The organism is Janthinobacterium svalbardense (assembly GCF_002327145.1).
Classification (GTDB): domain Bacteria; phylum Pseudomonadota; class Gammaproteobacteria; order Burkholderiales; family Burkholderiaceae_D; genus Janthinobacterium; species Janthinobacterium tructae.
Genome location: NZ_CP023422.1, coordinates 4,113,260 through 4,136,800, shown reverse-complemented (window position 1 = coordinate 4,136,800; position 23,541 = coordinate 4,113,260). Strand labels below are relative to the sequence as shown.

The 23,541-nt window shown below is 62.6% G+C and carries 20 protein-coding genes; 17 read left to right on the top strand and 3 right to left on the bottom strand.

What is annotated here, in order from left to right:
• Window positions 1-13 precede the first annotated feature (13 nt).
• The 4 genes from CNX70_RS18265 (at window position 14) to CNX70_RS18250 (ending at window position 3,601) form a co-directional block, all read left to right on the top strand.
• On the top strand, window positions 14-1,159 hold the full coding sequence (locus tag CNX70_RS18265) for an acyl-CoA dehydrogenase family protein (protein ID WP_096235906.1): 1,146 nt from the start codon (window positions 14-16) through the stop codon (window positions 1,157-1,159).
• Window positions 1,156-1,644, top strand: a complete 489-nt coding sequence (locus CNX70_RS18260; protein WP_096235904.1) for a MaoC family dehydratase — start codon at window positions 1,156-1,158, stop codon at window positions 1,642-1,644. Before CNX70_RS18265 ends, CNX70_RS18260 begins: the two co-directional genes overlap by 4 nt.
• The gene (locus tag CNX70_RS18255; RefSeq protein ID WP_096235902.1) at window positions 1,637-2,092 is read left to right on the top strand and encodes a MaoC family dehydratase; all 456 of its coding nucleotides are present in this window, start codon (window positions 1,637-1,639) and stop codon (window positions 2,090-2,092) included. The genes CNX70_RS18260 and CNX70_RS18255 overlap by 8 nt, the downstream gene beginning before the upstream one ends.
• A gap of 300 nt (window positions 2,093-2,392) precedes the next feature.
• Window positions 2,393-3,601, top strand: coding sequence for a PDDEXK-like family protein (locus CNX70_RS18250; protein ID WP_096235900.1), 1,209 nt, complete (start codon window positions 2,393-2,395; stop codon window positions 3,599-3,601).
• A 363-nt stretch (window positions 3,602-3,964) separates the two neighbouring features.
• Here the strand turns inward: CNX70_RS18250 and CNX70_RS18245 are convergent, their stop codons facing one another.
• The 3 genes from CNX70_RS18245 to CNX70_RS18235 form a co-directional block, all read right to left on the bottom strand.
• On the bottom strand, window positions 3,965-4,888 hold the full coding sequence (locus tag CNX70_RS18245) for a diguanylate cyclase domain-containing protein (RefSeq protein ID WP_096235898.1): 924 nt from the start codon (window positions 4,886-4,888) through the stop codon (window positions 3,965-3,967).
• Window positions 4,885-9,384: a PAS domain-containing protein gene (locus CNX70_RS18240; protein ID WP_157751112.1), complete on the bottom strand. Its 4,500-nt coding sequence runs from the start codon at window positions 9,382-9,384 to the stop codon at window positions 4,885-4,887. The genes CNX70_RS18245 and CNX70_RS18240 overlap by 4 nt, the downstream gene beginning before the upstream one ends.
• 233 nt (window positions 9,385-9,617) lie before the next feature.
• On the bottom strand, window positions 9,618-9,983 hold the full coding sequence (locus CNX70_RS18235) for a YgiW/YdeI family stress tolerance OB fold protein (RefSeq protein WP_096235894.1): 366 nt from the start codon (window positions 9,981-9,983) through the stop codon (window positions 9,618-9,620).
• Window positions 9,984-10,216: 233 nt separating this feature from the next.
• Here CNX70_RS18235 and CNX70_RS18230 point away from each other — a divergent pair, with 233 nt between their 5' ends.
• The 13 genes from CNX70_RS18230 to CNX70_RS18170 all read left to right on the top strand — a co-directional run bounded on the left by CNX70_RS18230 (window position 10,217) and on the right by CNX70_RS18170 (window position 23,529).
• A complete protein-coding gene (locus CNX70_RS18230) occupies window positions 10,217-11,920 on the top strand; it encodes a GspE/PulE family protein (protein ID WP_096235892.1) in 1,704 nt (567 codons plus the stop codon).
• A 1-nt stretch (window position 11,921) separates the two neighbouring features.
• Window positions 11,922-13,154: a type II secretion system F family protein gene (locus tag CNX70_RS18225; RefSeq protein WP_096235890.1), complete on the top strand. Its 1,233-nt coding sequence runs from the start codon at window positions 11,922-11,924 to the stop codon at window positions 13,152-13,154.
• A gap of 26 nt (window positions 13,155-13,180) precedes the next feature.
• Window positions 13,181-13,702: a prepilin-type N-terminal cleavage/methylation domain-containing protein gene (locus tag CNX70_RS18220; RefSeq protein ID WP_167389680.1), complete on the top strand. Its 522-nt coding sequence runs from the start codon at window positions 13,181-13,183 to the stop codon at window positions 13,700-13,702.
• Window positions 13,703-13,763: 61 nt separating this feature from the next.
• Window positions 13,764-14,249 carry a type II secretion system protein gene (locus CNX70_RS29145; RefSeq protein ID WP_096235886.1) on the top strand — a complete coding sequence of 162 codons (486 nt, stop codon included), beginning with the start codon at window positions 13,764-13,766 and terminating at the stop codon, window positions 14,247-14,249.
• Between the two features lie 123 nt (window positions 14,250-14,372).
• On the top strand, window positions 14,373-14,951 hold the full coding sequence (locus CNX70_RS18210) for a pilus assembly FimT family protein (RefSeq protein WP_096235884.1): 579 nt from the start codon (window positions 14,373-14,375) through the stop codon (window positions 14,949-14,951).
• Complete coding sequence (locus CNX70_RS18205; protein WP_244198851.1) at window positions 14,938-15,567, top strand: PilV family protein; 630 nt, start codon at window positions 14,938-14,940, stop codon at window positions 15,565-15,567. Before CNX70_RS18210 ends, CNX70_RS18205 begins: the two co-directional genes overlap by 14 nt.
• Window positions 15,564-16,454, top strand: coding sequence for a prepilin-type N-terminal cleavage/methylation domain-containing protein (locus CNX70_RS18200; RefSeq protein WP_096235880.1), 891 nt, complete (start codon window positions 15,564-15,566; stop codon window positions 16,452-16,454). The genes CNX70_RS18205 and CNX70_RS18200 overlap by 4 nt, the downstream gene beginning before the upstream one ends.
• Complete coding sequence (locus tag CNX70_RS18195; RefSeq protein ID WP_096235878.1) at window positions 16,451-16,900, top strand: agglutinin biogenesis protein MshP; 450 nt, start codon at window positions 16,451-16,453, stop codon at window positions 16,898-16,900. Before CNX70_RS18200 ends, CNX70_RS18195 begins: the two co-directional genes overlap by 4 nt.
• 23 nt (window positions 16,901-16,923) lie before the next feature.
• Window positions 16,924-20,643: a LamG domain-containing protein gene (locus CNX70_RS18190; protein ID WP_096235876.1), complete on the top strand. Its 3,720-nt coding sequence runs from the start codon at window positions 16,924-16,926 to the stop codon at window positions 20,641-20,643.
• 168 nt (window positions 20,644-20,811) lie between these two features.
• Complete coding sequence (gene pilM, locus CNX70_RS18185) at window positions 20,812-21,756, top strand: type IV pilus biogenesis protein PilM (protein WP_096235874.1); 945 nt, start codon at window positions 20,812-20,814, stop codon at window positions 21,754-21,756.
• The gene (locus CNX70_RS18180; RefSeq protein WP_096235872.1) at window positions 21,753-22,427 is read left to right on the top strand and encodes an MSHA biogenesis protein MshA; all 675 of its coding nucleotides are present in this window, start codon (window positions 21,753-21,755) and stop codon (window positions 22,425-22,427) included. Before pilM ends, CNX70_RS18180 begins: the two co-directional genes overlap by 4 nt.
• A complete protein-coding gene (locus tag CNX70_RS18175) occupies window positions 22,424-23,146 on the top strand; it encodes a type II secretion system protein M (RefSeq protein ID WP_096235870.1) in 723 nt (240 codons plus the stop codon). The genes CNX70_RS18180 and CNX70_RS18175 overlap by 4 nt, the downstream gene beginning before the upstream one ends.
• Window positions 23,131-23,529 (top strand): MSHA biogenesis protein MshK, encoded by a 399-nt coding sequence (locus CNX70_RS18170; RefSeq protein ID WP_244198850.1) that lies wholly within the window; start codon window positions 23,131-23,133, stop codon window positions 23,527-23,529. The genes CNX70_RS18175 and CNX70_RS18170 overlap by 16 nt, the downstream gene beginning before the upstream one ends.
• Window positions 23,530-23,541: the final 12 nt, after the last annotated feature.

The window sequence follows — 23,541 nt, the reverse complement described above, 5'->3', positions numbered from 1 at the left end:
AGAAGGAGACGACATGGACTTCCATTTTAATCAGGAACAGCAGCAATTTGCCGACGCGCTCAGGCGCTGGGTCGACAAGGATTACCCATTTGATACGCGCAAGCAGATCGTCCACTCGGCCACGGGCACGTCCGACGCGGCCTGGGCCACCCTGGCCGAGCTGGGCATGACGGCCTTGCCGCTGCCGGCCGGCGCGGGCGGCTTCGACGGCACGGCCGTCGACATGCTGCTGGTGATGCAGGAACTGGGCCGTGGCCTGGTGGTCGAACCGTATTTCGCCACCGTGCTGGGCGCGCGGTTCCTCACGTTGGCGGGCGGCCACGATGGCGTGCTGGAACAGGTGGCCAGCGGCAGCCTGAAGCTCGCTTGCGCACTGGGCGAGCGCCAGTCGCGCCACGACATGCACGCTATCGCCACCACGGCCATCGCCAGCGGCGACGGTTTCGTGCTCGATGGCGAGAAAACCGTCGTCATCCATGGCGCGCAGGCGGGTGCGTTGATCGTCTCGGCGCGCAGCAGTGGCAGCCAGGATGACACGGATGGCATTTCGCTATTCCTCGTGCCCGTTGACGCGCCCGGCGTTTCCGTGCGCGACTACCGCACCATCGACGGCCAGCGCGCCGCCACCGTGACTCTGGTGCAAGTGGTGCTGGGGCATGACGCGCTGGTGGGCCAGGCGGGGCAGGGCTGGCCCGTGCTCGACGCCGCGCTCGACTATGGCGCCGCGCTGCTGTGCGCGGAAGCCGTGGGCGCCATGGATGCCATCTTTGCCGCCACGCTCGACTACTTGAAGACGCGCCAGCAGTTCGGCGCCCCAATCGGCAAGTTCCAGGCCTTGCAGCACCGCATGGCCGACATGTTCATTCACCTGGAGCAGGCCCGTTCGATGGCCATGCTGGCCGCCGCCAAGGTCGACAGCGCGGATGCGTCTGAGCGCCGCCGCACGGTCTCTGCCGCCAAGGCACGCGTGGGACTGGCGGCCACATTTGTCGGCCAGCAAGCCGTGCAATTGCATGGCGGCGTGGGTGTGACGGACGAATTGCCCGCCGCCCACCATTTCAAGCGTTTGAGCATGATCGCCCTGACCCTGGGCGACGTGGAGCACCATATCGAGCGCTTTATCGCCCAGCCGGGCTTTTTGCCGACGGAGACCGCATGACCGCATTGACGGAAATTAAACCCAAGCATTGGTATTTCGAAGACTTTACGCAGGGCCTGGAAATCGACCTGGGCCAGCGCCACGTGACGGAGAAGGAAATCATCGCCTTCGCCACGGATTTCGACCCGCAGCCGTTTCACGTTGACCATGCCGCTGCGGAGAAAACCATCTTCAAGGGCGTCATCGCCAGCGGCTGGCATACCTGCGGCATGATGATGCGCCTGGTGGTGGACAACCTGCTCAAGCACTCGTCCAGCATGGGCTCGCCCGGCCTGGACAGCATCCGCTGGCTCAAACCCGTGCGCGCCGGCGATACCCTGCAGCTGACCTACCAGGTCAAGGAAGTGCGGCCATCCACGTCGAAGCCAGACCGCGGCATCGTCATTTCCGTGTGGAGCGTGCGCAACCAGCATGGCGAGGTGGTGACCACCGTCGAAGGCATGGGCATGTTCGGCCGCCGTCCGGCAGGAGAAAAGCATGCGTGATATCGCCGGCATCGCCGGTTTTCAGGCGCTGGAGGGTCAGCACGTGGCCGTCTCCGACTGGCTCACCATCACCCAGCAGCGCATCGACACCTTCGCCGATGCCACGGACGACCACCAGTGGATTCATGTGGACGCCGAGCGCTGCGCGCGCGAGTCGCCATATGGCTGCACCGTGGCGCACGGCTTTCTCACACTGTCCTTGCTGCCCGCCATGCTGCAGGGCGCTTTGAATATGGCCGGCATCCGCATGGCCATCAACTACGGCCTGAACAAGGTGCGCTTTCCCGCGCCCGTGCCCGTCGGCAGCCGCCTGCGCGCGCGACTCGACATCCTCTCCGTAGACGACCTGCCGGAAGGCGCGCAAGTGAACTGGGCCGTCACCATGGAGCGGGAAGGCGACACGAAACCCGTGTGCGTGGCGGAGTTCCTGATGCGCTGCTATCCATAACAATTGCTGGCAGGTGCAGAGGTCGATGGTCGACAATGTGCGCTATCTCCAAAGCCAGCCTTCAATGTTCAACGTCGAAGGCTGGCTTTCTAACGGAGCCATGGTAGTGGTGGCGAAGTTCCTTTTTGTAGAAATGGGATATCAGACATTTCTCACGATAATATTTGGTTGATAAAAAAATTGTTTTGATGATTGAGGAAAATTTTGCCACGTGATGCGAGCGTGGCCATATTTAAGGGGAGTATTTCACGCTTAATTTGCTGGTTTCCATATGTCAGTCGATCAAAAAATAAGAATTTAATGCAAAAACATACCGACCTCTTGCTGCTTGTGGCGTTATTGCGCCGCAGCGTACCGAAAACCCCACGCTTTAACCTTTTTTTAGCTCTCCGCGGCGCCGGGGATGAAGTGCGACTCCATTCACGCTTTATTGGTGCTTTGCTCGATCCTGAAAATCATGTTTTAGGGCATGAATTGTTGATTAATTTTCTACGGGAAATTGAAGTGCCGATCGCCGGGCCGGACAGCTTTTCCCTTCTTGGACTGAGGGTCCAGGTCGAACATATGGGAATCGATCTGCTGATCACCAATGCGGATCGTCAGGCTGTATTGATTGAAAATAAAATATTTGCGGGCGACCAAGAAAAACAACTACGTCGCTATCATGACGAGCTTTTGGCGCGGAAATTTTCCCCTGTTTTTGTGCGTTATCTTACGATTGATGGTCATGCTCCAGCAGAAGATAGCTTGTCCGGCTTGGATAAGGAACTTCCAGATAATGGCTACCAGTGCATCAGCTACGCCAAACACATACGTGGATGGTTGGAAAGTGGCGAGCGTATGGCGACACGGGATATCCCTGTCAGAGAAAGTATTTCGCAATACCTGGCAGTCATCAATAGCTTAACCGGAAGTGATCAAGAAGAGACATATATGAACGGACTCGTTGAAACATTGCTCATTGGTGAAAATATGCGTTTGGCGCGAGATGTCCGTTCAGCCTATACGCATGGTCTGGTGGAATTACAAGACAGGCTGTGGACTGATATCGAGGCCGCATTGAGTGATATCGATGCTCAAATTACTGAATACCCGACAACGGCTTCGTTGAATGTGTTGGCTGAGCGGAAATCACTGATTAATAACTTTTATCGACCCGGTGCGCGCAACAATAAACATTATGGTTTGTATTTTTCGCCGCCTGAATTTCCGTTGGTTTCGATAGGAATTGAAATTGAATCGAGCCTCTATTCCGCCGTAATTTGCGATGGTCTGCAGCAGCCAGCAGGGTATGAACAGGCAAAAAAAATGCTTGCTGATGCAGATATTCATGGACAACATAATGCCGGCGCTCCATTCTGGCGCTGGTCTCCTGGGCAATATAATCTCCAGGACCCGGATGAAACGACGTTGGCAATGTTATGTGATGAAAAAAAACGTCGCGAGTTCGCCAGCACCTGTGCGGAAGATGTTATCGAGCTTTGGCGTGTGTTCGTGAATAGTAAGTAAAGCTCATACCTGCGCAGTAACCATGGCACGCGACGGCGATACGAAACCCGCGTCTGGCGGGAGAGCTCATTTGACTGCACAGTGTCGTGGCCGGCGGCGCGCATGCAGACAATCGTGCGCTTTTGTGCGTGCGTCAGGTGTACGCTGGTGGCGCGTCGGCGCTTTCCGGCGAAGGAGTGGATGATGTCTAGCAACGCAAGCAGTGGAAGCCGTGGCGCTGGCAAGGAGGCCGCCAAGGGCGGCAGCGCTACGGGCAGAGGTCCCGGTCCGGGCAATGCGGGCGGCTGGCCGAGTACAACGGGACGGCCATCCGGCGGCAAGCGCTCCAACGCCCCGCCTGCAAAGAGCCGATAGCCTGCCTGATCACTCCCCCTCCGACGCGCAATACCTGTCCCGCCCCGACTGCTTGGCGCGGTACAGCAGGGCGTCGGCGGCGCGGATCAGGGTGCTGGGGTCCATGCCTTCGGTCGGCATGACGCTGGCCATGCCCAGGCTGACGGTGACGTGCGGGCCGACACTGGACCTGGCGTGGGCAATTTCCAGGGCGCGCACTTCCTCGAGGATGCGCTGGGCCACCACTTGGGCGCCGTCGCGCGTTTCCTGCGGCAGCAGGATGATGAATTCCTCGCCGCCATAGCGCGCCAGCAGGTCGGGCGGGCGCACGGCGCAGCGGCGCAGGGCGGCGCTCACCTGCTGCAGGCACAGGTCGCCCGCCTGGTGGCCATACGTATCGTTGTAGTCCTTGAAGTGGTCGATATCGGCCATGATGAGGGCCATCGGCACGCCGTCGCGTGCGCAGCGCCGCCACTCGCTGTCCATGGTTTCGTTGAAGCTGCGCCGGTTGGCCACGCCCGTCAGCGAGTCCGTCAGCGACAGTTCGCGCATGGCGTCAGCCTGGCGCTTGATGGTCAGCTGGCTGCGCACGCGGGCCCGCACGACGGCTGCGTTGAACGGCTTTGTGATGAAATCGACGGCACCCGCTTCCAGCGCCCTTGTTTCGTCTTCGGGCTGGTTCAGGGCCGTGACGAAGATGACGGGAATGGCGCAGAGGAGGGCAGATTCGCGTAAGGCGCTGCACACGGCATAGCCATCCATGCCGGGCATGACGGCGTCGAGCAGGATCAGGTCCGGCAGTTGATTCTGCGCAATTTCCAGCGCCTTTACACCGCTCAGGGCGAACAGCACCTCGTGTTCCTCGCGCAGCAACTGGTGCAGGATCTGGATGTTTTCCATGGCGTCATCGACGATGAGGATGCGCCCGTTCATGGCAAGGTTGGTCCAGCTCACTTGTTTTCCTCTCGTTTCAGCTGATCGAGCACGAGTTTTTCCGCTTCGGAAAAATTCAAGGTCTCGATCGCGTTTGCCATCGCCAGCGCCGCTTCCCGGTCTGACTGTTGCAGGGCGGGCTGCAGGGCGTGGAAGTGCGCCAGCGCCTTCAGGTTATTGTTGCGGATCAATACAAGCAGTTCGGCCAGGCCGGCGCGCACGTCGAGTGGCGCGCTGCCGTGCGCGGCAACTGGCGGCTGGCCGCGCCGCAGGGGCGAGGGCAGGGCCCGCGTCGCTTTGATGACTTCGGCCATCGCCAGTTCCAGCTGCCCCAGCAAGGCGGCCGTGGCGTGCGATGGCCCCGTTTTCAGCGCCTTTTCCGCCTCGGCGGCCAGGCGGGCGACGTGCGTGGCGCCCAGGTTGGCCGCCACGCCGCAGACGCGGTGCAGCAACTGGGCCGCCTGCTGCGTCTGGCCAGCGGCCAGCAGGCGCCGGGTTTCCTCGACTGCATCGCCTTGCGAATTCTCAAAGCGCTTGAGCAGGGCCAGGAAGGCGCCGTAGTCGCCGCCGAAGCGCTGCAGGGCCGCTGCCAGGTCGATGCCGGGCACCGTGGCCGGCAGGTCCGGCGTTTCCGCGACGGCGTTGCCTGCCTGCACGGCGTTGTCGCCGCCACCCAAGGGCGCCGGCACCAGCCGGATCAGGGTCTCGATCATTTCGTCGACATCGATGGGCTTGGCCACGTGCGCATTCATGCCGCTGGCGATGGCGCGCAGGCGGTCCTCGTGCATGGCATTGGCCGTCATGGCGATGATGGGCAAGTCCGGCAAGCCCAGCGCGCGGATGGCCAGCGTGGCGTCATAGCCATTCATGACGGGCATCTGCAAATCCATCAGCACCACGTCCCAGGCGTGCGGCGTGTTGGTGAGCAAGTCGACGGCCAGCTGGCCGTTAGCGGCCATGGCCACCTGCGCACCCGAGTGCAGCAAGATGTACTGCGCCACTTCCTGGTTGATTTCATTGTCTTCCACCAGCAGCACGCGCATGCCTTCCAGCAAGCCCGACAGGGGAGTGGACACGGGCTGCGCGGACGGGGCGCTGCGGCCATTGCGTCCATCCCGCACGGCCGTCACGGCCGCCAGCAGGCGCGCCGGCGTGGCCGGTTTCGAAACGATGCCGGCCAGCATCAGGCTGTCGGCCAGGCGTTCGAGGTTTTCGCTGTCCTGGTCGGCCACCAGCATGATCACGGGCGGCAGCACCAGGTGTTCGTCGGTGCGTGCCTCGGTGAGCATGGAAATGCCATCCATGCCGGGCATGGCCGCGTCGAGCAGCACAATATCCACGTGAGCGGCCGGCGGCAAGCCGTCCAGGCCGCTGGCGCTGGCGCGCAGTAGCGCCAGGCCGGCCGCGCCGCTGTCGGCGCTGCGGCTGTGCCAGCCCTGCGCCGCGCACCAGTCTTCCAGCATGGCGCGCACGCTGGCATTGTCGTCGATGATCAGCAGCGACAGGGCCCTGGGTGTACTCTTGCCGGGCGGCTCGGGTGGCGGCGCCACCTTCCCGAAGCGGCAGCTGAAGCGGAAGTCGGAACCCTGGCCCAGCGCGCTTGTCACGCTGAGTTTGCCCCCCATCAATTCCACCATGCGCCGGCAGATGGCCAGCCCCAGGCCCGTGCCGCCGTATTTGCGGCTGGTACCGCTGTCGCCCTGGGAAAACGCCTCGAAGATGCGTTCCTGTTCGGCCGCGGCTATGCCGATACCCGTGTCGCGCACGGAAAACTCCAGCGTGGCGCTGGCCGCATCCTCGGCCACCATGCCGATGGACAACACCACTTCGCCATGCGCGGTGAATTTGACGGCGTTGCCCACCAGGTTGAGGAGGATCTGTTCCACGCGCAGGGCGTCGCCGATCAGTTCTTCCGGCACGCCGGGGTCGAGCACGAAGACGGGCTCCACGCCGCGCGCCCAGGCGCTGTTGGCCAGCAGCACGCTGACGCTGCCCAGCAGGCGATCGAGCTGGAAGCGACGCTGTTCCAGCACCATCTGTCCCGCCTCGATCTTGGAAAAGTCCAGCACGTCGTTGACGATATTGAGCAGCGACTGGGTCGCCATCTGGATCTTGCCGACATAGCTGCGCTCGCGCCGTTCCAGCGGCGACTCTTCCAGCAGGCGTGCCAGGCCGATGATGGCGTTCATCGGCGTGCGGATTTCATGGCTCATGTTGGCGACGAATTCGCTCTTCGCCGTGCTGGCCGCCTCGGCCTTGTCGCGTGCGCGTAGCATCTGCTCGTTGAGTTCGTGCAGGCGCAATTCCGTGCGCTTGAGTTCGGATACGTCCGAGGCCATCACGAAGAAGCCGCGCACGCCGCCGCTGTCGTCGACATCGGGGATGTAGTTGGTCCACGTATGGCACACCTGGCCCGTGGGATCGAGCAGGTCGCGCTCGAAGCTTTGCGGCCGGCCCGCCAGCACGCCTTCGACATGGTGTGCATACACGTCGAACAGTTCCTGCCCCAGCAATTCGCGCATGTGGATGCCGGCCAGTTCGGCGCTGCTGCGGCCAAACCATTCGTTATAGAATTTATTTGCGAAGCGACAACGCAGATCGGCGCCCCAGTACGACACCATGCCGGGCAGGTTGTCGGTGACGGTGCGGATGAAGCGCTCGTTCTGTTCCAGGCGCAAGGTGGTGGCATGCAGCACCTCGGTGGCGCGCTTGCGTTCCGTGATATCGATCGAGACCCCCAGCACGTGGCTGGCGCGTCCCGCATCGTCGCGCAAGACCACCTTGCGCGTGGTGAAGTAGCGCGTGGTGCCGTCGGCCGTATTGATCGCTTCCTGTTCGATTTCCACCATCTGCCCCGTGGCCAGCAACTTGCGGTCGGCGCTGACGAAGGCGGCAGCCTGCTGCGGCGGGAAGAAGTCGTGGTCGGTCTTGCCCAGCAATTGCTCGCGCGAGCGTCCCAGCGTCAGTTCCGCGTGGCGGTTGACCATTTCAAAGCTCAGCTTGTCGGCGCGCTTGACGAAGACCATGGCCGGGATGTTTTCGATGATGGTGCCGAACAGATGTTTCGAGCGGCGGAATTCCGCTTCGCTGCGCTTGCGCTCGGTAATGTCCAGCCACAGGCCCGACACGCCCAGCAATTGCTGCTCGGGACCGAAAATCGGGTGATACGAGACGATCCAGTGACTCAGCTGTTCGCGCTGCTGCCCGCTGTGGCCTTTCAATTCGATGTCGACGATGGGCATGCCCGTCTGCAGCACCTGGCGCACGCAGCGCTCCACGTCTGCGCGCACGGCGTCGTCGCACAGCATGGCGCCCACGGGACGGCCCAGATGCTGCGTCACGCTGGCGCCGTGGATGGCGGCCAGGTAGTGGTTGATCATGACGATGCGCAAGTCCAGGCCCACGAACAGCATGCCGATGGGTGCCGTCGCGTACACGGTTTCCAGCAGGCGCGTGGATTTTTCCAGGGCCAAGGTGCGTTCGGCCACCAGGCTCTCGAGCTGCGTGCGGTGGCGCCGCAGGTCGCGTTCCAGCGCGCCCAAGGCACTGGCCATGTCGGCCGATTCGCGGTCCGCGTGTTTGTTCGAGAGCAAGGCTTTTCCCTGCGCCAGCGCGTGGATCTGCAAGGTCAGTTCCTGCAGGGTGTGGGCCAGGCGGCTTCCCACGCGCCAGGCCAGGGCAAAGCCGGCACCCAGCAGCAGGGCCAGGATGACGGAACCCGTGACTACCGAGCCCAGCAGCGCTTCGGCCACCGTGCTGGTGCGCATGGTGACGGTCACCGTCCAGCTGTCGTCGGGAGCGCGGCGAAAGCCCGTGTAGACGTCCAGGTTTTCCAGGGTGGCATGGCGCAGCACGCCTTCGCGCGCCTGGCGTATCTGTTCCAGCAGGGGCGCCACACTGCGCTGGCCCACGTAGCGCTGCGGCGCCAGGGTGCGCGCCACGTTGATGCCGTCGGCATTGATGATGGCCGCACCCAGGTAGGCAGGCAGGTGCAGTTCGCGCAGCAGCAAGGGCAGGTAGTCGGGCGGGTACAGCGCGATCAATACATGGGCGGCACCCTGGGCACGCGGCAAGGGCAGGTTCAGCGCCAGCCGCGGCACCTCGTCCGGCGCCATGAGCAGGCTGGTCAGCCGCGGCTTGCCGTACTCGCGCGTGCGTTCCATGCTGGCGGCCCATTTTTGCGGCAAGGGAGGTGGTGCCTGGCTGGCGGGCAGGGCAGTATTGATCAGCTGGCGTCCCCTGGCGTCGGAGACGATGAAGGCGCTGACGGCCATGCCTGGCTGCAACAGGCTGTCGGCCAGGATGCGCAGGGCGCCGATGTCGTCCGCTTGCAGGGCGGGCGAGGCGGCGAGGATGCGCGCGGCCATCTGGGCGCCGTTCATGTCGCGTTCGACGGCGGCGGCGACTGCCCGCGCCGCCTGCGCCGTTTCGCTGACGACATGCTCGCGTTCGCGCGTGTAGCTTTGCGCCACGAGCAGCAGAAACACGAGCGCCGTCGGCATGACCCAGGCGAGCACCAGCCATGAAATTCTTGAGCGTATCGAAGGCAAATCTTGCACCCGGAAAGCTCCCAGAATGGATGAGTCGACAGGCAGGCTCACGCTGGCGCTGGCTGATCTTGAATGAAAAGATGCTAGACGAAATTGATTGCGCTGACAAGCCTAGTTTCTGTGATGGAAAAAAGCTTGTGCAAGGTATACAGAAGAGGGGTGACACCCATCCCGCCGTGGCGGCGGGATGGCAATGCAGCTTACGGGACGACGGTCAGCACATCGACATCGATTTCCGGGCTTTCCATGAAGTCTTTTTCCACTTCGCCACGGATTTCCACCTGGGTTTTGGCGTCGATCTTGCGGTTCATGAAGACCTTGTCATCGATGTCCACGCGGATTTCCGCCGTGCCATCGGAGAAGGTGTATTTTTCCTTGCTCACTTTGCGCAGCAAATGGCCGCGCAGCACGACAGCCTGGTCATCGACGGGATTTTTCAGGATGGCGGCCACGCTGCTGGGCGCGGTGGCGCCGGCTGTCGGCCCCACGTATTGGGCTTGCGCGCTGCCGGCCAGCAAGGCGCTGGCGGCGGCCAGGGAGACGATGAGTTTGCGGTGCAGAGACATGGTATTCCTTTGATAGTGACGGCCTTGTCAGAAAAACACGGCGGTATGGGAAATGATAGCACCGGTATTGCTCTAGGCTACGTTCGCCCGCACGCTGCCCGTGCCCAGGGTGTTGAAATGCGCGAAAATCAAGCCACGGAATGTATTTTCTTTAAGAAACAACAGGTTCTGGAATAAAATACCCCCGCACGCCGCTGGCGTGCATCGTCTGAAGAATTTGTCGAGGAGCAAGCATGGCAAGGCCAGAGAAAGTCCGGCTCGGTGAAATTTTGGTGCAGCAGAAATTGCTGACGGAAGAACAGTTGGGCCAGGCCTTGACGGAACAGAAGCGCTCGGGGCGCAAGCTGGGCCGCGTTTTTGTCGAGCACGGCTTTGTCACGGAAGAGCAGATTTCGGGCGCACTGGCGCGCCAGCTCGACATTCCCTACATCAACCTGAAGTTTTTCAACATCAATCCCGAACTGGTGCGGCTGTTGCCGGAAACCCAGGCGCGGCGCTTTCGCGCGCTGGTGCTGGAAGACCGGCGCGAGGGCTTGCTGGTCGGTATGTCCGATCCCACCGACCTGTTCGCGTACGATGAAATCTCGCGCCTGGTCAAGCGCCATATCGAGCTCGCTGTCGTCAATGAAACGGAAGTGCTGGCCGCCATCGACCGCATCTACCGCCGCACGGAAGATATCTCCACCCTGACACGCGAGCTGGAGCAGGACCTGGGCGACGTGTCGGTCGACTTTGGCGCGCTGGCCGCCAATCCGGGCCTGGAAGAGGCGCCCATCGTCAAGCTGCTGCAATCTGTGTTCGAGGATGCCACGCAGGTGCGCGCCTCGGACATCCACATCGAACCGCAGGAAGGCCGGCTGCAGATCCGTTTCCGCATCGACGGCGTGCTGCACCTGCAGACGGAAGCGGACAGCAAGATCGCCAGTTCGCTGGCGCTGCGGCTAAAACTGATGTCGGACCTGGATATTTCCGAGAAACGCTTGCCGCAGGATGGCCGCTTCGCCATCCGCGTGAAAAACCAGCGCATCGATGTGCGTATCTCCACCATGCCGACGCAGTACGGCGAATCGGTGGTGATGCGGCTGTTGAACCAGGGCGGCACGACCTTGCGCCTGGACGCCATCGGCATGCCGCCCAAGCTGGTGGAACGCTTCCGCGCCATCGTCAACCGCCCCAACGGCCTGGTGCTGGTGACGGGGCCGACCGGTAGCGGCAAGACGACGACCTTGTACTGCGCCCTGGCCGAACTCAATTCCGTGGAAAAAAAGCTCATTACGGTGGAAGACCCCGTCGAGTACCGCTTGTCCGGCATCAACCAGGTGCAAGTGAACGAGAAGATCGAGCTGAGCTTTGCCCGCGTGCTGCGTTCAGCCCTGCGGCAAGATCCCGATATCGTGCTCGTCGGCGAGATGCGCGACCAGGAAACGGCGCAAATCGGCTTGCGCGCCGCCATGACGGGTCACCTGGTGCTGTCGACCCTGCACACCAACGACGCCATCAGCACACCGCTGCGACTGATGGACATGGGCGTGCCACGCTATATGGTGGGCAGCTCGCTGCAAGCCGTGCTGGCACAGCGCCTGGTGCGTGTGATCTGCGAAAGCTGCAGCACGCCCTACGTGCCCACGCCGAACGAATACGAATGGCTGCGCCTGGAGCTGGGCGAGCTGGTCGAGCGTAACCAGTATTTCCATGGCAAGGGCTGCTCGCATTGCAATGGCATGGGTTACCGGGGGCGCACGGGCGTGTACGAATTGCTGGAAATCACGCGCGCCGTGGCCGATGCCGCCAATCATGCCGATCCGTCCCACTTCATGAAGGTGGCGACGGCGCAGATGGCGGGCGACACCCTGCGCCGCCACGCCGTGCAGCTGGTGGTACAGGGCCGCACGACGGTGATGGAAGCGATGCGCATCAGCAACCAGAGCGAGGATTGAGGTGCCATTTTTTGCTTACAAGGCGCGCAACGCCAGCGGCGAGCTGCTGACCGGCGTGATGGAAGGCGCCGACAGCGGCGCCGTGGCCGATCAGTTGTTTTCCACCGGTGCGACGCCGGTGGAAATCCTGGTGACCAAAAAAGCCGCCACTACCGGCGCCGATATCGGCTGGTGGCAAAAACTGACGGAGAAAAAAGTCAGTTCGATGGACGTGCAGCTGTTCAGCCGCCAGCTGTACACCCTGCTCAAGGCGGGGGTGCCCATCATGCGCGGCCTGGCCGGCTTGCAGGAGTCCGCCATCAGCCCCGCGTTCGGGCGCATCATCAAGGATGTGCGCGAATCGCTCGACGCGGGCCGCGAACTGTCGGCCGCCATGGCGCGCCACCCCGCCGTGTTTACGCCGTTTTACCTGTCGATGGTGCGCGTGGGCGAAATGACGGGGCGCCTCGATGAAGTCTTCCTGCGATTGTTCGACCACCTGGAGTTCGACCGCGACATGCGCGCGCGCGTGAAGTCGGCGACGCGCTACCCGAGTTTCGTGATCGTGGCCATGCTCGTCGCCATGGTCATCGTCAATATGTTCGTGATTCCCCAGTTCGTGAAAGTGTTCGCCAGCTTCAACGCCGAACTGCCCTTGATGACGCGCATCCTGATCGGCACGTCGGCTTTCATGGTCAACTACTGGCCTGTGTTGCTGGTCGCGACTATTGCATCGATAGCCGCTTTCCGGGCCTGGTTGCGCACCATTCCCGGCCGCTATACGTGGGATCGCTACAAGTTGAAATTTCCCATCGCCGGCAAGATCATCCTGAAAGGCACCATGGCGCGTTTCGCGCGCAGCTTCGCCCTGTCCAGCACCAGCGGCGTGCCCATCGTGCAGGCACTGACGGTGGTGTCACAGACGGTGGATAACGCCTATCTGTGCGCCCGCGTCGAGCAGATGCGCGACGGCGTCGAGCGCGGCGACAGCATCTTGCGCACTTCGGTGACGGCAGGCGTCTTCACGCCGGTGGTGCTGCAAATGATCGCCGTCGGTGAAGAGTCCGGTTCGCTGGATGAGCTGATGGATGAAATCGCCCAGATGTACGAACGCGAAGTGGATTACGAATTGAAGACCTTGTCCGCGCAGATCGAACCGATCCTGATCACCTTTCTTGGCCTCATGGTGCTGGTGCTGGCGCTGGGTATCTTCCTGCCCGTGTGGGACCTGGGCAAGGTTGCCTTGCATAAATGAAGCCGCGCATTTCGCCAAAAAACAACATGTTGGCTGGCAAGGCAGGGCAGCGCGGCTTTACCTTGTTTGAACTGGCCGTCGCCGTGTCCGTCATCGCCGTGCTGGTGGTCGTGCTGCTGGGCCGCATGGCAGTGGTACAGCAGGAAGCGGAACGGGTCGCCGTGCAGCAAACGCTGCTGGCGCTGCGCGCGGGGCTGCGCATGCAAGTGCTGGAACTGTATGCGTCCGACCGGCAAAACCAGGTGCCGGCGCTGGCGGGGCAAAACCCCATCGATTGGCTGGCTGAAAAGCCGGCCAACTATTTGGGCGCATATGGCGCACTGGAGATGGAAAAACTTCCCCAAAGTCATTGGTTTTTTAATAGAAGTAATGCAGAATTGATATATATATTAAATCGAAGCAACAGTTTCGCTGCCAGGCATTCCGAGTTGCTTCGATTCAAGGTAAGCTTGCGGCAAGCATCCGCTACCCAAGTCCAGTCCTCAAGCCCGGTTGATGCGCCCGAGGTGGCGCTGATACAGTTGGGCGAGGCGGGCGGGCTGAAATAGCTTTTTTTATTCTGCGGGCAAATTTTGCCAGCATTGTTTTTTTGATTTTTTGGAGATCAGCATGAAACTGCAGTCAATTCGTCGTTTTCAACAAGGTAGCCAAGCGGGTTTTACGCTGATCGAGTTAATCGTCGTCATCGTCATCCTGGGCATACTGGCGGCCACCGCGATTCCCCGTTTTATCAATTTGTCGGCTGATGCCCGTCTGGCGAAAATCAATGGCGCCCGTGCATCGGTCCAGGCAGGCGCAGCCCTGGCCCATGCGCAATGGCTGGTCAATGGTGCGGTCGCCGCGGCTCCCTCGGTGCTAATGGAAGGCGTTGCCGTTACTCTGGCGAACGGCTATCCTACCGCTGACGCCGCCGGCATCCTCGCGGCGGCCGGCATCGGGGCACCGGATTTTAGCGTGACGGGCACGGGGCCGTTAACAATCGCCGCTGACGCCACCCATACCGCCTGCTCGTTCACCTATGCGGCTGCCGCAGCCAATGGCGCGCCGGCGGTGAGTGCTGCACCTACTGCTGCCGCTGCCAAGACAGATTGTTAATAGCGTAAGCCCCGCATGCGGCGGCAGGTCGCGCCGCATGCAATCCGCCTGGTTCGCCAGGCGTTTTTTATTCTTCCTGGCATGCTTCAGCCGGCATGCCGCTCATTGCCACAGGTGTCCACGATGCTGTCTGCAGCAGGTTTGATGTTTGCCGGACCGGCCAGCCGTGGGCGCCAGCAGCGCGGCTTCACCCTGGTCGAGCTGATCGTCGTGCTGATCGTGGGTGGCCTGCTGGCAGCCGTCGCCATGCCGCGTTTCTTTCAGCAAGACAGTTTTGATGCGCGCAGCTTTGCCGATCAAAACGTGAGCATGCTGCGCTATGCGCAAAAACTGGCGATCGCACAAAACCGGCCCGTCTTCGTCTTGCTCAACGGCAGCCGCATCGCCCTGTGTTTCAATACTGCCTGCGACGCGGCCAACCGCGTCTTGCCGCCTGCGGGCGGCAACAGTGGCCGCACGGCCACCCTGGCCGCCTGCGGGAATGCCACGGCCTGGCTGTGCGAAGCGGCGCCCAACAAGATCAGCTATAGCGTGCCTTTGGGCGCCGCCGCTTTTTACTTCAATGCCCTGGGGCGTCCTTACAAGTCCACTGACACCGAACCCGTCTCGACCTTTCCTGCGCGCGTCAGCATCGGCATCAGCGGCGGCGGCATCCCGCGTACTATCGTGGTCGAAGGGGAGACCGGCTATGTCCATTACTAAGGGCGTCGCCATGGCGGCGCGCGGGACGGCGCAGCGCGGCGTGACCCTGATCGAGCTTGTCATTTTCATCGTGGTGGTCAGCATCGCCGTGGTGGGCCTGTTGCAAATTTTCGCCCGCACCACGGCCAGCAGCGCCGATCCGCAATTGCGCAAGCAGGCGCTGGCTATCGCCGAAGCCATGCTCGATGAGATCGAAGGGGCACGCTTTACGTTTTGCGATCCGCTCGCCGATCCGGCCGCCGATATGGCGACGAATGCCGCACCGTTCGACAGTGCCACCAATCCCACCGGCTGCAACACGCCGCAAAATGTCAGCGCGACGGCGCCCGACACGAGGGGGCCGTATTACAACGTCAGCGACTATGTGCGTGCCTTCAACACTGCCGTGAGCTACACGGACGACGCGGCCGGGAATGCCTTTCCTGCCGGCTATAAGGTGAGCGTGACCATCAGCCCCGACGCGGGACTGGGGCCGGCAGCCGCCATGCTGCCTTCGGACGCCACGCCGATCAACATGAATGTCTTGCGCATCACGGTCACCGTGACTTATGCCACGAATCAACAGCTCGTGCTGGCCGGCTACCGCACGCGCTACGCAGGCAATGCCGTCCCATGATGATTTCTTTACGCCCCCGGCAGCGCGGTTTTACCTTGATCGAACTGATCGTGGTGATCGTCATCACGGCCATCGTCGCCGGCATGGTGACGCTGTTCATTCGTGCCCCCGTGCAAAGTTACCTGGATGTAGCCGCCCGCGCCGAGCTGGCGGACTCGGCTGATTTGGCGACACGCCGCATCACGCGCGACGTGCGCCTGGCCTTGCCCAACAGCGTGCGCGTGACGAGCAATAGCAGCGGCAGTTTTCTGGAGCTGCTGCTGACCAAGACGGGCGGACGCTATCTGTCGGAAGACGACCCGGACACGATACCGGGCAATGTACTGGCTTTCGATCCCGGCACGCCGGTGGTCAACCGGGATATTTTCACCATCGTCGGCGCCGCGCCGTCCGGCGTGCAGACCATCGTTCCCGGCGACTTTATCGTTGTCAACAATCTGGGCGCTCAGCCTCCTGTGGACGCCTATGATTGCAGCGGACAGTGCAACCGCGCCCAGGTCGCTTCCATCAGCGGCAGCAACGTCACGCTGGTGAATAATCCCTTTGTCGCGCAAACGCCGTCCATGCCTTCCCTCAGCTATCGTTTCCAGGTGGTCAGTACGGTCGTCACCTATCATTGCGCGCCGAATGCGAACGGCACGGGCACGCTGACGCGCTATGCCGGTTATGTGATCCAGGCGGCCCAGCCGGTGAGCACAGCGGCGCTGACCGGCGCGCCGTCCGCGGCGCTGATGGCCAATCAGGTGGCCGCTTGCGACTTTTCCTTCGATACCCTGCCCAACCTGCAGCGCGGCCTGGTCAGTGTCAGCCTGACCCTGGGCGCGCCCGGCGGCAACGCAGGCCAGATCACGCTGGTGCAACAGGCACAGGTCAATAATTCGCCATGAGCATATCCCTATTCTCCATGCCGCGTAGACGGCGGCCAGGCCGTCCGGCGCGCGGCTTCAGCATCGTCACCGCCATCTTCCTGCTGGTGGTGCTGTCCGCGCTGGGCGTGGCGCTGCTCTCCATCTCCACCATGCAGCATGCCGAGTCGGCGCTGGACGTGCAGGGCGCGCGCGCCTACCAGGCGGCCCGCGCCGGCATGGAGTGGGGCGTGTACCGGCAGCGCGTCGACGGCAAATGCATTACCAGCAGCGATTTTGCCTTGCCCGCGAATGGCGCACTGAACGGTTTCAGGGTCACCGTGCGCTGCACGCAGGCGGCAGGCGCATTGCCCCGTTTCCAGGTGATTGCCACCGCCTGCAACCAGCCTGTGGGTGGCGTTTGCGCCACTGCCAATGCCACCAATAATCCCGATTATGTGCAGCGCGTCGTGCAGGCGGAGTTTTAAACACGCTACTCTCAAGGAGCAATATGCAGGCAATCATCGCCGTATGGATAGCCGTTGTGGCCCTGCTTGCTTGCGCGCCGGTCCAGGCGGCAACCTACGCCAACACCAGTTTTGCCTACAGCTGGATCGACGCCAGCAATCATGCCAAGCTCGGCTATAACACAACGCCCTACCGATTCAACGGTTCCGCCGGCTGCGGTACCTCGCCGCCCGTCCTCGACGACACGCTCAGCGATGCCTTGCCCATCGGTTTCAGTTTCATGTATTCGGGCGTGGCCTTCAGCACCCTGCGCGTGATGACGAACGGCCGGGTGCAGTTCAATAACAATGTCACCTGCGGCTATGGCAGCCCGGTGCAGACGCTGCCGTATCCGAACAGCAGCTTGAATTACACCATGCGCATTTATGGCAACGACCTTGATCCCACCTCGAAACTGGAAGTACCCACCTACAATACCGCCTGCGCCAGCCGCCTGACTTGTTACGTCAGCTACGCCACCATCGGCACGGCGCCGTACCGCAGCTTCGTGGTGACCTGGAATAATGTGCCGGAATGGACCACGGGCACCAGTACCACTGGCTCTTACAGCCTGCAATTGATCTTGCAGGAAAACGGCGAATTCATCTACCAGTACGGCACGGCAGTGGCGGGACCTTCCGCCAAGCTGGGGCAGATCGGCTGGCAGGCGGACAGCAACGATTACGACACGCCGCAAACCGGTTTTCCGGTCACCAATTCGGCGATCAAGTTTTACATTCCCCGCCCCGTGGTCGAGTACCGCATGGAGCAGCCCAGCTGGAACAATACACCCGGGCAGGTGTCAGATACCAGCGGCAACGGGCGCGACGGCACGGTGCTGGGTGGCGCGCAGACGATCGCTGCCGGCCGCGTCTGCCGCGCCGCCAGTTTCCCCCTCAATACCAGCACCGCCGCCATCGATGCGGTCGACAGCGGGCTGTCGGTGCCCGGCACCATGGGCGGCGCTGGTACCATCACTTTCTGGTACAAGGCCAACACGGCCTGGTCCGGCAGCGGCACGCGCGATGCGCAACTGCTCGACGCCACGCAGATGAACAATGAGTGGTTTTTTCTCGTGCGGCGCAGTACGGGCGCCCTGCGCTTCGTCGTCACGGACAGCCTGGGCAACGTGCGCGTGGTGGAAACGGCTGCCAATAGCGTGCCCGCCGGCACCTGGAAGCATATCGCAGTGAGCTGGAGCTTCAATGCGCTGGCGGCCTCCAATAGCGACCGCCTGCGCATCTACGTCGATGGCGTGCTGCAAAAGGAGTCGGCGTTTACTACCGCAGCGGTGGTCTCGCCGCGCATCGGCAGCCTGTTCATTGGCGACAACCGCAGCGCGGTGACGGGACAGAACGGCAGCGGCAATTCCACCGATGGCGCCATCGACGAATTGCGTGCCTATAATTATGAGGGCGGCCTGGCGCTGGTGCAGCGCGACCAGAATCTCAGCCAGGCCGGCTGCCTGAGCCATTACGCTGTGACGAATACGGGGTCGGGCCTGACGTGCCAGCAAAGCACGCTCACGGTCACGGCGCATGACGTCAATCACAACAATATCGTGATGCCGAACAACACCACGCAAATCCTGCTGACTACCTCGAACGGCATCGGCGACTGGGCCCTGATCGCGGGCTATGGTGTGCTGTCGAATGGCACGCTGAACGACGGCGTGGCGACCTATCTGTTCAACGGCGAGTACCAGGCCGTGTTTGGCCTGAGCAGCGGCACGGCCGCCACCGTCAGCGTGAATGTGACGGATGGGCAGTTCACGGAGCAGGAAGACCAGTCGCTGGTGATCAAGGCCTGTGCGGTGGCGCGCTTCAACGCCTGCGAGGCAACTTCGCCCCGTTGCGTGCCCAGTACCAGCAGCATCACTTATGCCCGCCTGAATACCAAGCTGGCCGACACGGCCTTCAAGCTCGACCTGGTCAAGCTGAAGACCGATGCCAGCCTGGAAACGACGTTCGCTGGCGCGGCCACGGTGGATTTGCTGGTCAATACCGCCACCGGCGTCACGCTGGGGGCGAATAACTGCCCGCTCACCCAGACGGCCGTGATTCCGCTGGGCCTGGTGGCGTTTACGGGTGGCTATTCGAGCGCGAATGTGAGCATCCCGGCCACCGCCATCAGCGCCGTGGCGCCCAGGTACAGCGCCTACCGTGACGTGCGCGTGCGCGTGACTTGCACCGCGGCCGTGTGCGGCACGGCCAATGTGGGTTGTTCGACCGATAATTTCGCCGTGCGTCCACAGCAGTTCACGCTCAGTTCCAACATGAGCAACAGCGCCCTGAGCGGTACGCCCAGCCTGGCGGCGGGCGCCCAGTTTTCCCTGGCCGCTGCCGCGGCGGCCGGCTATGACGGCACGCCGCTGGTCGACAATTCCGTGGCCGGCCAGAAAATCACCGGTTTCCTCAGTGCCACCGACTACACCGACCGCCTCGCGTCGACATCCAATGCCAGCCCGTTCCCGCTGGGGCAGGCGGTACTGGCCAGTGGCCTGGCCAGTAACAGCGGCGTGACGTACGGCGATGTCGGCACCTTCCGCATGCTGCCCGAGGCGGTGCTCGACAATGCCTACACCAGCGTCGACCAGCCTGGCGACTGCGTGATCGGCAGCAGCAACAATACGGCCGTGAATGGCAAGTTCGGCTGCAATATCGCCAATCAGGCGCAAAGCCCGGTCCCCGTCTTCGGCCGCTTTTTCCCTGACCACTACGCGCTCACGGGTGCGCTGACGGCGGCCTGCGGCGACTTCACCTACCTGGGCCAGCGCGAACTGGGTGTCGTGCTGGGCGCGACGGCATTGAGCAAGGGCAAGCAGATTCTGGCGCGCTATGGCAGCGCCTATCCCGGACTCGCCAGCGTCAGCGTGGGCGCCGGCAATGCCGGCGCGGCACTGTCCATCAGCCGCCTGGCGCCAGCCTTGCCCACCTTTGCCTGGAACCAGGGGCGCAGCGGGCGTTCCTACACGACCGATGGTGGCGCGTATGCCGCCGGCAGCACGCAAGTGGTGGTGGCAGGCAGCGGCGGCCTGTCGGCGGGCGAACTGATCAAATTTGGCGGCGACGGTGCCATCTACACGGTGCAGGCAGGCACTGCCGGCGCGGGCAGCATCACGCTCGCCGCGCCTGGCCTGCAGCAGGCGATTCCCAGCGGCGCGACCGGCATCACGGTACTGCACAGCTTTGACCGGCTGGCCAGCGGCCAGGATGGCCCGTACGATGATTTTTCGCTGGTGGTGGGCATCAGCGACAGCGACGGCGCGCTCATTTCCAGCGTGAATGGCCTGGCGGTCGCGCCCGCCGCCAGTGTCGCCATCGGCGATACCCGGCTGCGTCATGGCCGCTTGCGCATCAACAATATGTATGGCTCGGAACAGCGCGCGCTGCGGGTGCCCCTGGTCGCGCAGTACTGGAACGGCAGCGCCTATGCCGCCAATACGCTGGACAATTGCACGGCCTTGCTGCGCAAGAATTTCGTCTTGAAGGATTATCTCAACCTGACGGATGCGCAGTTGCCGGCCGCGAGCACCTTGCCGCTCGATAGTGGCTTGCTGCAGCAGGGCGGCGGCAGCGTGCTGATGGCTAAACCCGCCGCACCCGTGACGAAAAAAGCCACGCTTACGCTACAGTCGCTGATACCGTACCTGCCGGGACAGGCGCGCGAAACCATAGGCGCATTCAAGAGCGAGCCTATGTTCTTCATGCGTGAAATATATTGAAGGGCGCGTGATTTTTTGGCGCGCTGTGACAATCGTGGTGTTTTCCTGAAAATATGTTGTCAATTATTTCTTTTTTAGCCTGTTCATACCTGCTATGAATTAAAATTGATTCAATGCATCATTCGGACGGCACCGCTGTCGTAGCATTTCATTATCTGGATCGGTGGCATGGGTTTATTCGCAAAAGCAAAAAAACACGAGGGTTGGCTGGCTACATCATTTTCAGCGGAAGGTGTGTGCGCTGCCGTGGTCAAGCGGCGCGCGGACGACAAGCCGCTGGTGCAGGCGGCGGTCATGTATCCCGGACGCAAGCCGCTGGCGGCGGCGACCCTGGAAAAAATGCACCGGGATATGCATGCCCAGTCATATCGAAACACCACTTTGCTGGGCGCGGGCGAGTATCAGATACTGACGCTCGACGCGCCGAACGTGCCGCCGGAAGAGCTCAAAACCGCCGTGCGCTGGCGCCTGAAGGACATGCTCGACTTTCCGGCGGCGGACGCCACCGTCGACGTCATCGATATTCCCGCCGACAAGAACGGGCCGGGACGCGCGCAATCGCTGTTCGCCGTCGCGGCGCGCAACATTGCCGTGGCCCAGCGCCAGGCGCTGTATGGCGAATGCAAGATCGCCCTGTCGGTCATCGATATCCCGGAAATGGCCCAGCGCAATATCGCGGGCTTGATGGAAACGCAGGGCCGCGGCCTGGCCATGCTGTCTTTCGATGGCGAAGGGGGGCTGTTGACCGTGACGTTCGATGGCGAACTGTACCTGGCGCGCCGCATCGACGTCACCGTGGTGCAGCTGGCCGATACCAGCGACGCCCAGCGGCAGCAGTATTACGACAAGATCACGCTGGAACTGCAGCGTTCCTTTGACCACTTCGACCGTCAATTCCATTTTATTTCCGTTGCCAGGCTGGTCCTGGCGCCGACCGGCAGCGACGGCCTGCATGCTTACCTGGCGGACAATTTGTACATGCCGGTCGAGGTGCTGGATCTGACGGCCCTGTTTGATTTTTCCAAAGTGCCGGAGCTGTTGGCCGTTGCCGGCCAGGCGCGCTTTTTCCTGGCTTTGGGTGCGGCCCTGCGGCAAGAGGAGATGCCAGCGTGAGCCAGCAAATCAATCTGTTCAACCCTGCGTTTGAAAAACGCAAGCAGGCGCTGTCGGCAGTGGGCTTGCTGCGGGGCCTGGGGCTGGTCCTTGCCGCCAGTGCCGCAGTGGTCTGGTTCGGCGCGCGCCAGGTGGCCGCGCTGGAGCGGACGGCGGCCGACGCCAAGGTCGTGCTCGATGCACGCGAGGCGAAGCGGGCGGATGTGTTCGCGCGGTTTCCCGTGCCCGGCAAGGACCCGCTGATCGCGGGCGCGCTGGGCCAGGCAGAGGCTGACCGCAGCGCCTTGCTGGAAGCCGGGCAAATTCTGCAGGGCGGCGAACTGGGCAATACACACGGCTATGCCGATTATTTCCGCGCCTTCGCACGCGCCAGGGTCAATGGCTTGTGGCTGACGGGAGCGAGCATCGCCGGCGCCGGCAAGGAGATCGGCTTGCAGGGGCGCGTCGTGCAGCCGGACTTGCTGCCCCAGTACATCAGCGCCTTGTCTAGGGAATCGGCGTTGCAGGGCAAATCCTTCGCGCGCCTGGACATGGCCACCGCGCAGCTTCCTGCCCCGGGCGCCATGTCGGCGCCGGCCGCTGGCGTGGCAGCACCGGCGCCGCGCTTTATCGAATTCAGTTTGCAATCGTCGGCGGCACCCGCCAGCGGCGCAGGGGCGGTCAAGCAATGAAACAGCAATGGCAACAATTTGCCCTGAAATTTGATGCGCTCAGCGTGCGGGAACGGTTCATGGTCTTTGGCGCCAGTGCCGCGCTGCTGATTTTCATGGTTGTGTATCTGGCCGTCAATCCGCAGTTGGCCAAGCGCAAGGCGCTGACCGACACGATTGCCCAGCGGCAACTGGCCGTCGCGGCCATCGATACCGAGATGGCGCAAAGGATGGCCGCGCATGCGGGCGACCCCAACTTGCAGGACCGCATCCGGCTCGAACGGATCAGGCAGGAAGTGCAGCAGATGCGGCAGGCCCTGCAATCGACGCAAAACGGCCTGGTGGCGCCCGAGCGCATCGTGCCGATGCTGCAGCAATTGCTGAAACAGCAGGCCAATTTGCGCCTGGTGTCGCTGGCCACCTTGCCATCCGGCGCCATGGGGCAGGGCGGCCATGTCGCCAGCAAGGCGGCGGCGTCCGCATCTGCCGCCGCGCCTGTCGGGCAGTCGCCAGCGGACGCCGAGCCGGCGAAGGCGCCGGCCGTGCTCTACCGTCATGGTGTGGAAATCGTCTTGCGTGGAAATTATCTGGATATGGTGAATTATATGGATGCCGTGGAGGCCATGCCGTCCCATGTGTTCTGGGGCAAGCTCAATATGCAAGTCGAGCAGTACCCGAATGCCACGCTGAGCCTGACCTTGTACACGCTCAGCCTGGACGAGAAATGGATCGCGCTGTGATGCGCGCCCGTCGTTGCGTGCTCCTTGCGGGCGCGCTGCTGGCCTTGGCGCCGGGGGTGTTTGCCCAGGCGCTGGCCGATCCCACGCGGCCGCCCGATGCGGCGCCTGTCCTCGGTAGTGCGGCCTCTGCCGGCGCGGCGCGGCCGCAGCTGCAATCGGTGCTCATTTCGAATCAGCCTGGCGGGCGGCGCCTGGCCGTGATCGATGGCCGCAGCGTGCGCGCGGGTGACAAGGTGGGCGGTGCAGTCGTCGTCAGCATAGGCGAAGCGAGCGTGGTGCTGCGGCGCGGCAAGACCCTGGAAACGCTGCGGCTGACTCCGCAGACGGTCGACGCCAATGATGCAATGCATGTACGAAGGAAACAGGTTCATGTCACCCAATAAACACAAGGCGGG

What these genes read in the sequence shown, in the direction of transcription:
- CNX70_RS18175 (WP_096235870.1), top strand. Translation starts at nt 22,424, where the DNA reads ATGAAACAGCAATGGCAACAATTTGCCCTGAAATTTGATGCGCTCAGC.
- pilM (WP_096235874.1), top strand. Translation starts at nt 20,812, where the DNA reads ATGGGTTTATTCGCAAAAGCAAAAAAACACGAGGGTTGGCTGGCTACA.
- CNX70_RS18255 (WP_096235902.1), top strand. Translation starts at nt 1,637, where the DNA reads ATGCGTGATATCGCCGGCATCGCCGGTTTTCAGGCGCTGGAGGGTCAG.
- CNX70_RS18250 (WP_096235900.1), top strand. Translation starts at nt 2,393, where the DNA reads ATGCAAAAACATACCGACCTCTTGCTGCTTGTGGCGTTATTGCGCCGC.
- CNX70_RS18210 (WP_096235884.1), top strand. Translation starts at nt 14,373, where the DNA reads ATGCTGTCTGCAGCAGGTTTGATGTTTGCCGGACCGGCCAGCCGTGGG.
- CNX70_RS18205 (WP_244198851.1), top strand. Translation starts at nt 14,938, where the DNA reads ATGTCCATTACTAAGGGCGTCGCCATGGCGGCGCGCGGGACGGCGCAG.
- CNX70_RS18220 (WP_167389680.1), top strand. Translation starts at nt 13,181, where the DNA reads ATGTTGGCTGGCAAGGCAGGGCAGCGCGGCTTTACCTTGTTTGAACTG.
- CNX70_RS18230 (WP_096235892.1), top strand. Translation starts at nt 10,217, where the DNA reads ATGGCAAGGCCAGAGAAAGTCCGGCTCGGTGAAATTTTGGTGCAGCAG.
- CNX70_RS18260 (WP_096235904.1), top strand. Translation starts at nt 1,156, where the DNA reads ATGACCGCATTGACGGAAATTAAACCCAAGCATTGGTATTTCGAAGAC.
- CNX70_RS29145 (WP_096235886.1), top strand. Translation starts at nt 13,764, where the DNA reads ATGAAACTGCAGTCAATTCGTCGTTTTCAACAAGGTAGCCAAGCGGGT.
- CNX70_RS18265 (WP_096235906.1), top strand. Translation starts at nt 14, where the DNA reads ATGGACTTCCATTTTAATCAGGAACAGCAGCAATTTGCCGACGCGCTC.
- CNX70_RS18170 (WP_244198850.1), top strand. Translation starts at nt 23,131, where the DNA reads ATGGATCGCGCTGTGATGCGCGCCCGTCGTTGCGTGCTCCTTGCGGGC.
- CNX70_RS18235 (WP_096235894.1), bottom strand. Translation starts at nt 9,983, where the DNA reads ATGTCTCTGCACCGCAAACTCATCGTCTCCCTGGCCGCCGCCAGCGCC.
- CNX70_RS18195 (WP_096235878.1), top strand. Translation starts at nt 16,451, where the DNA reads ATGAGCATATCCCTATTCTCCATGCCGCGTAGACGGCGGCCAGGCCGT.
- CNX70_RS18190 (WP_096235876.1), top strand. Translation starts at nt 16,924, where the DNA reads ATGCAGGCAATCATCGCCGTATGGATAGCCGTTGTGGCCCTGCTTGCT.
- CNX70_RS18200 (WP_096235880.1), top strand. Translation starts at nt 15,564, where the DNA reads ATGATGATTTCTTTACGCCCCCGGCAGCGCGGTTTTACCTTGATCGAA.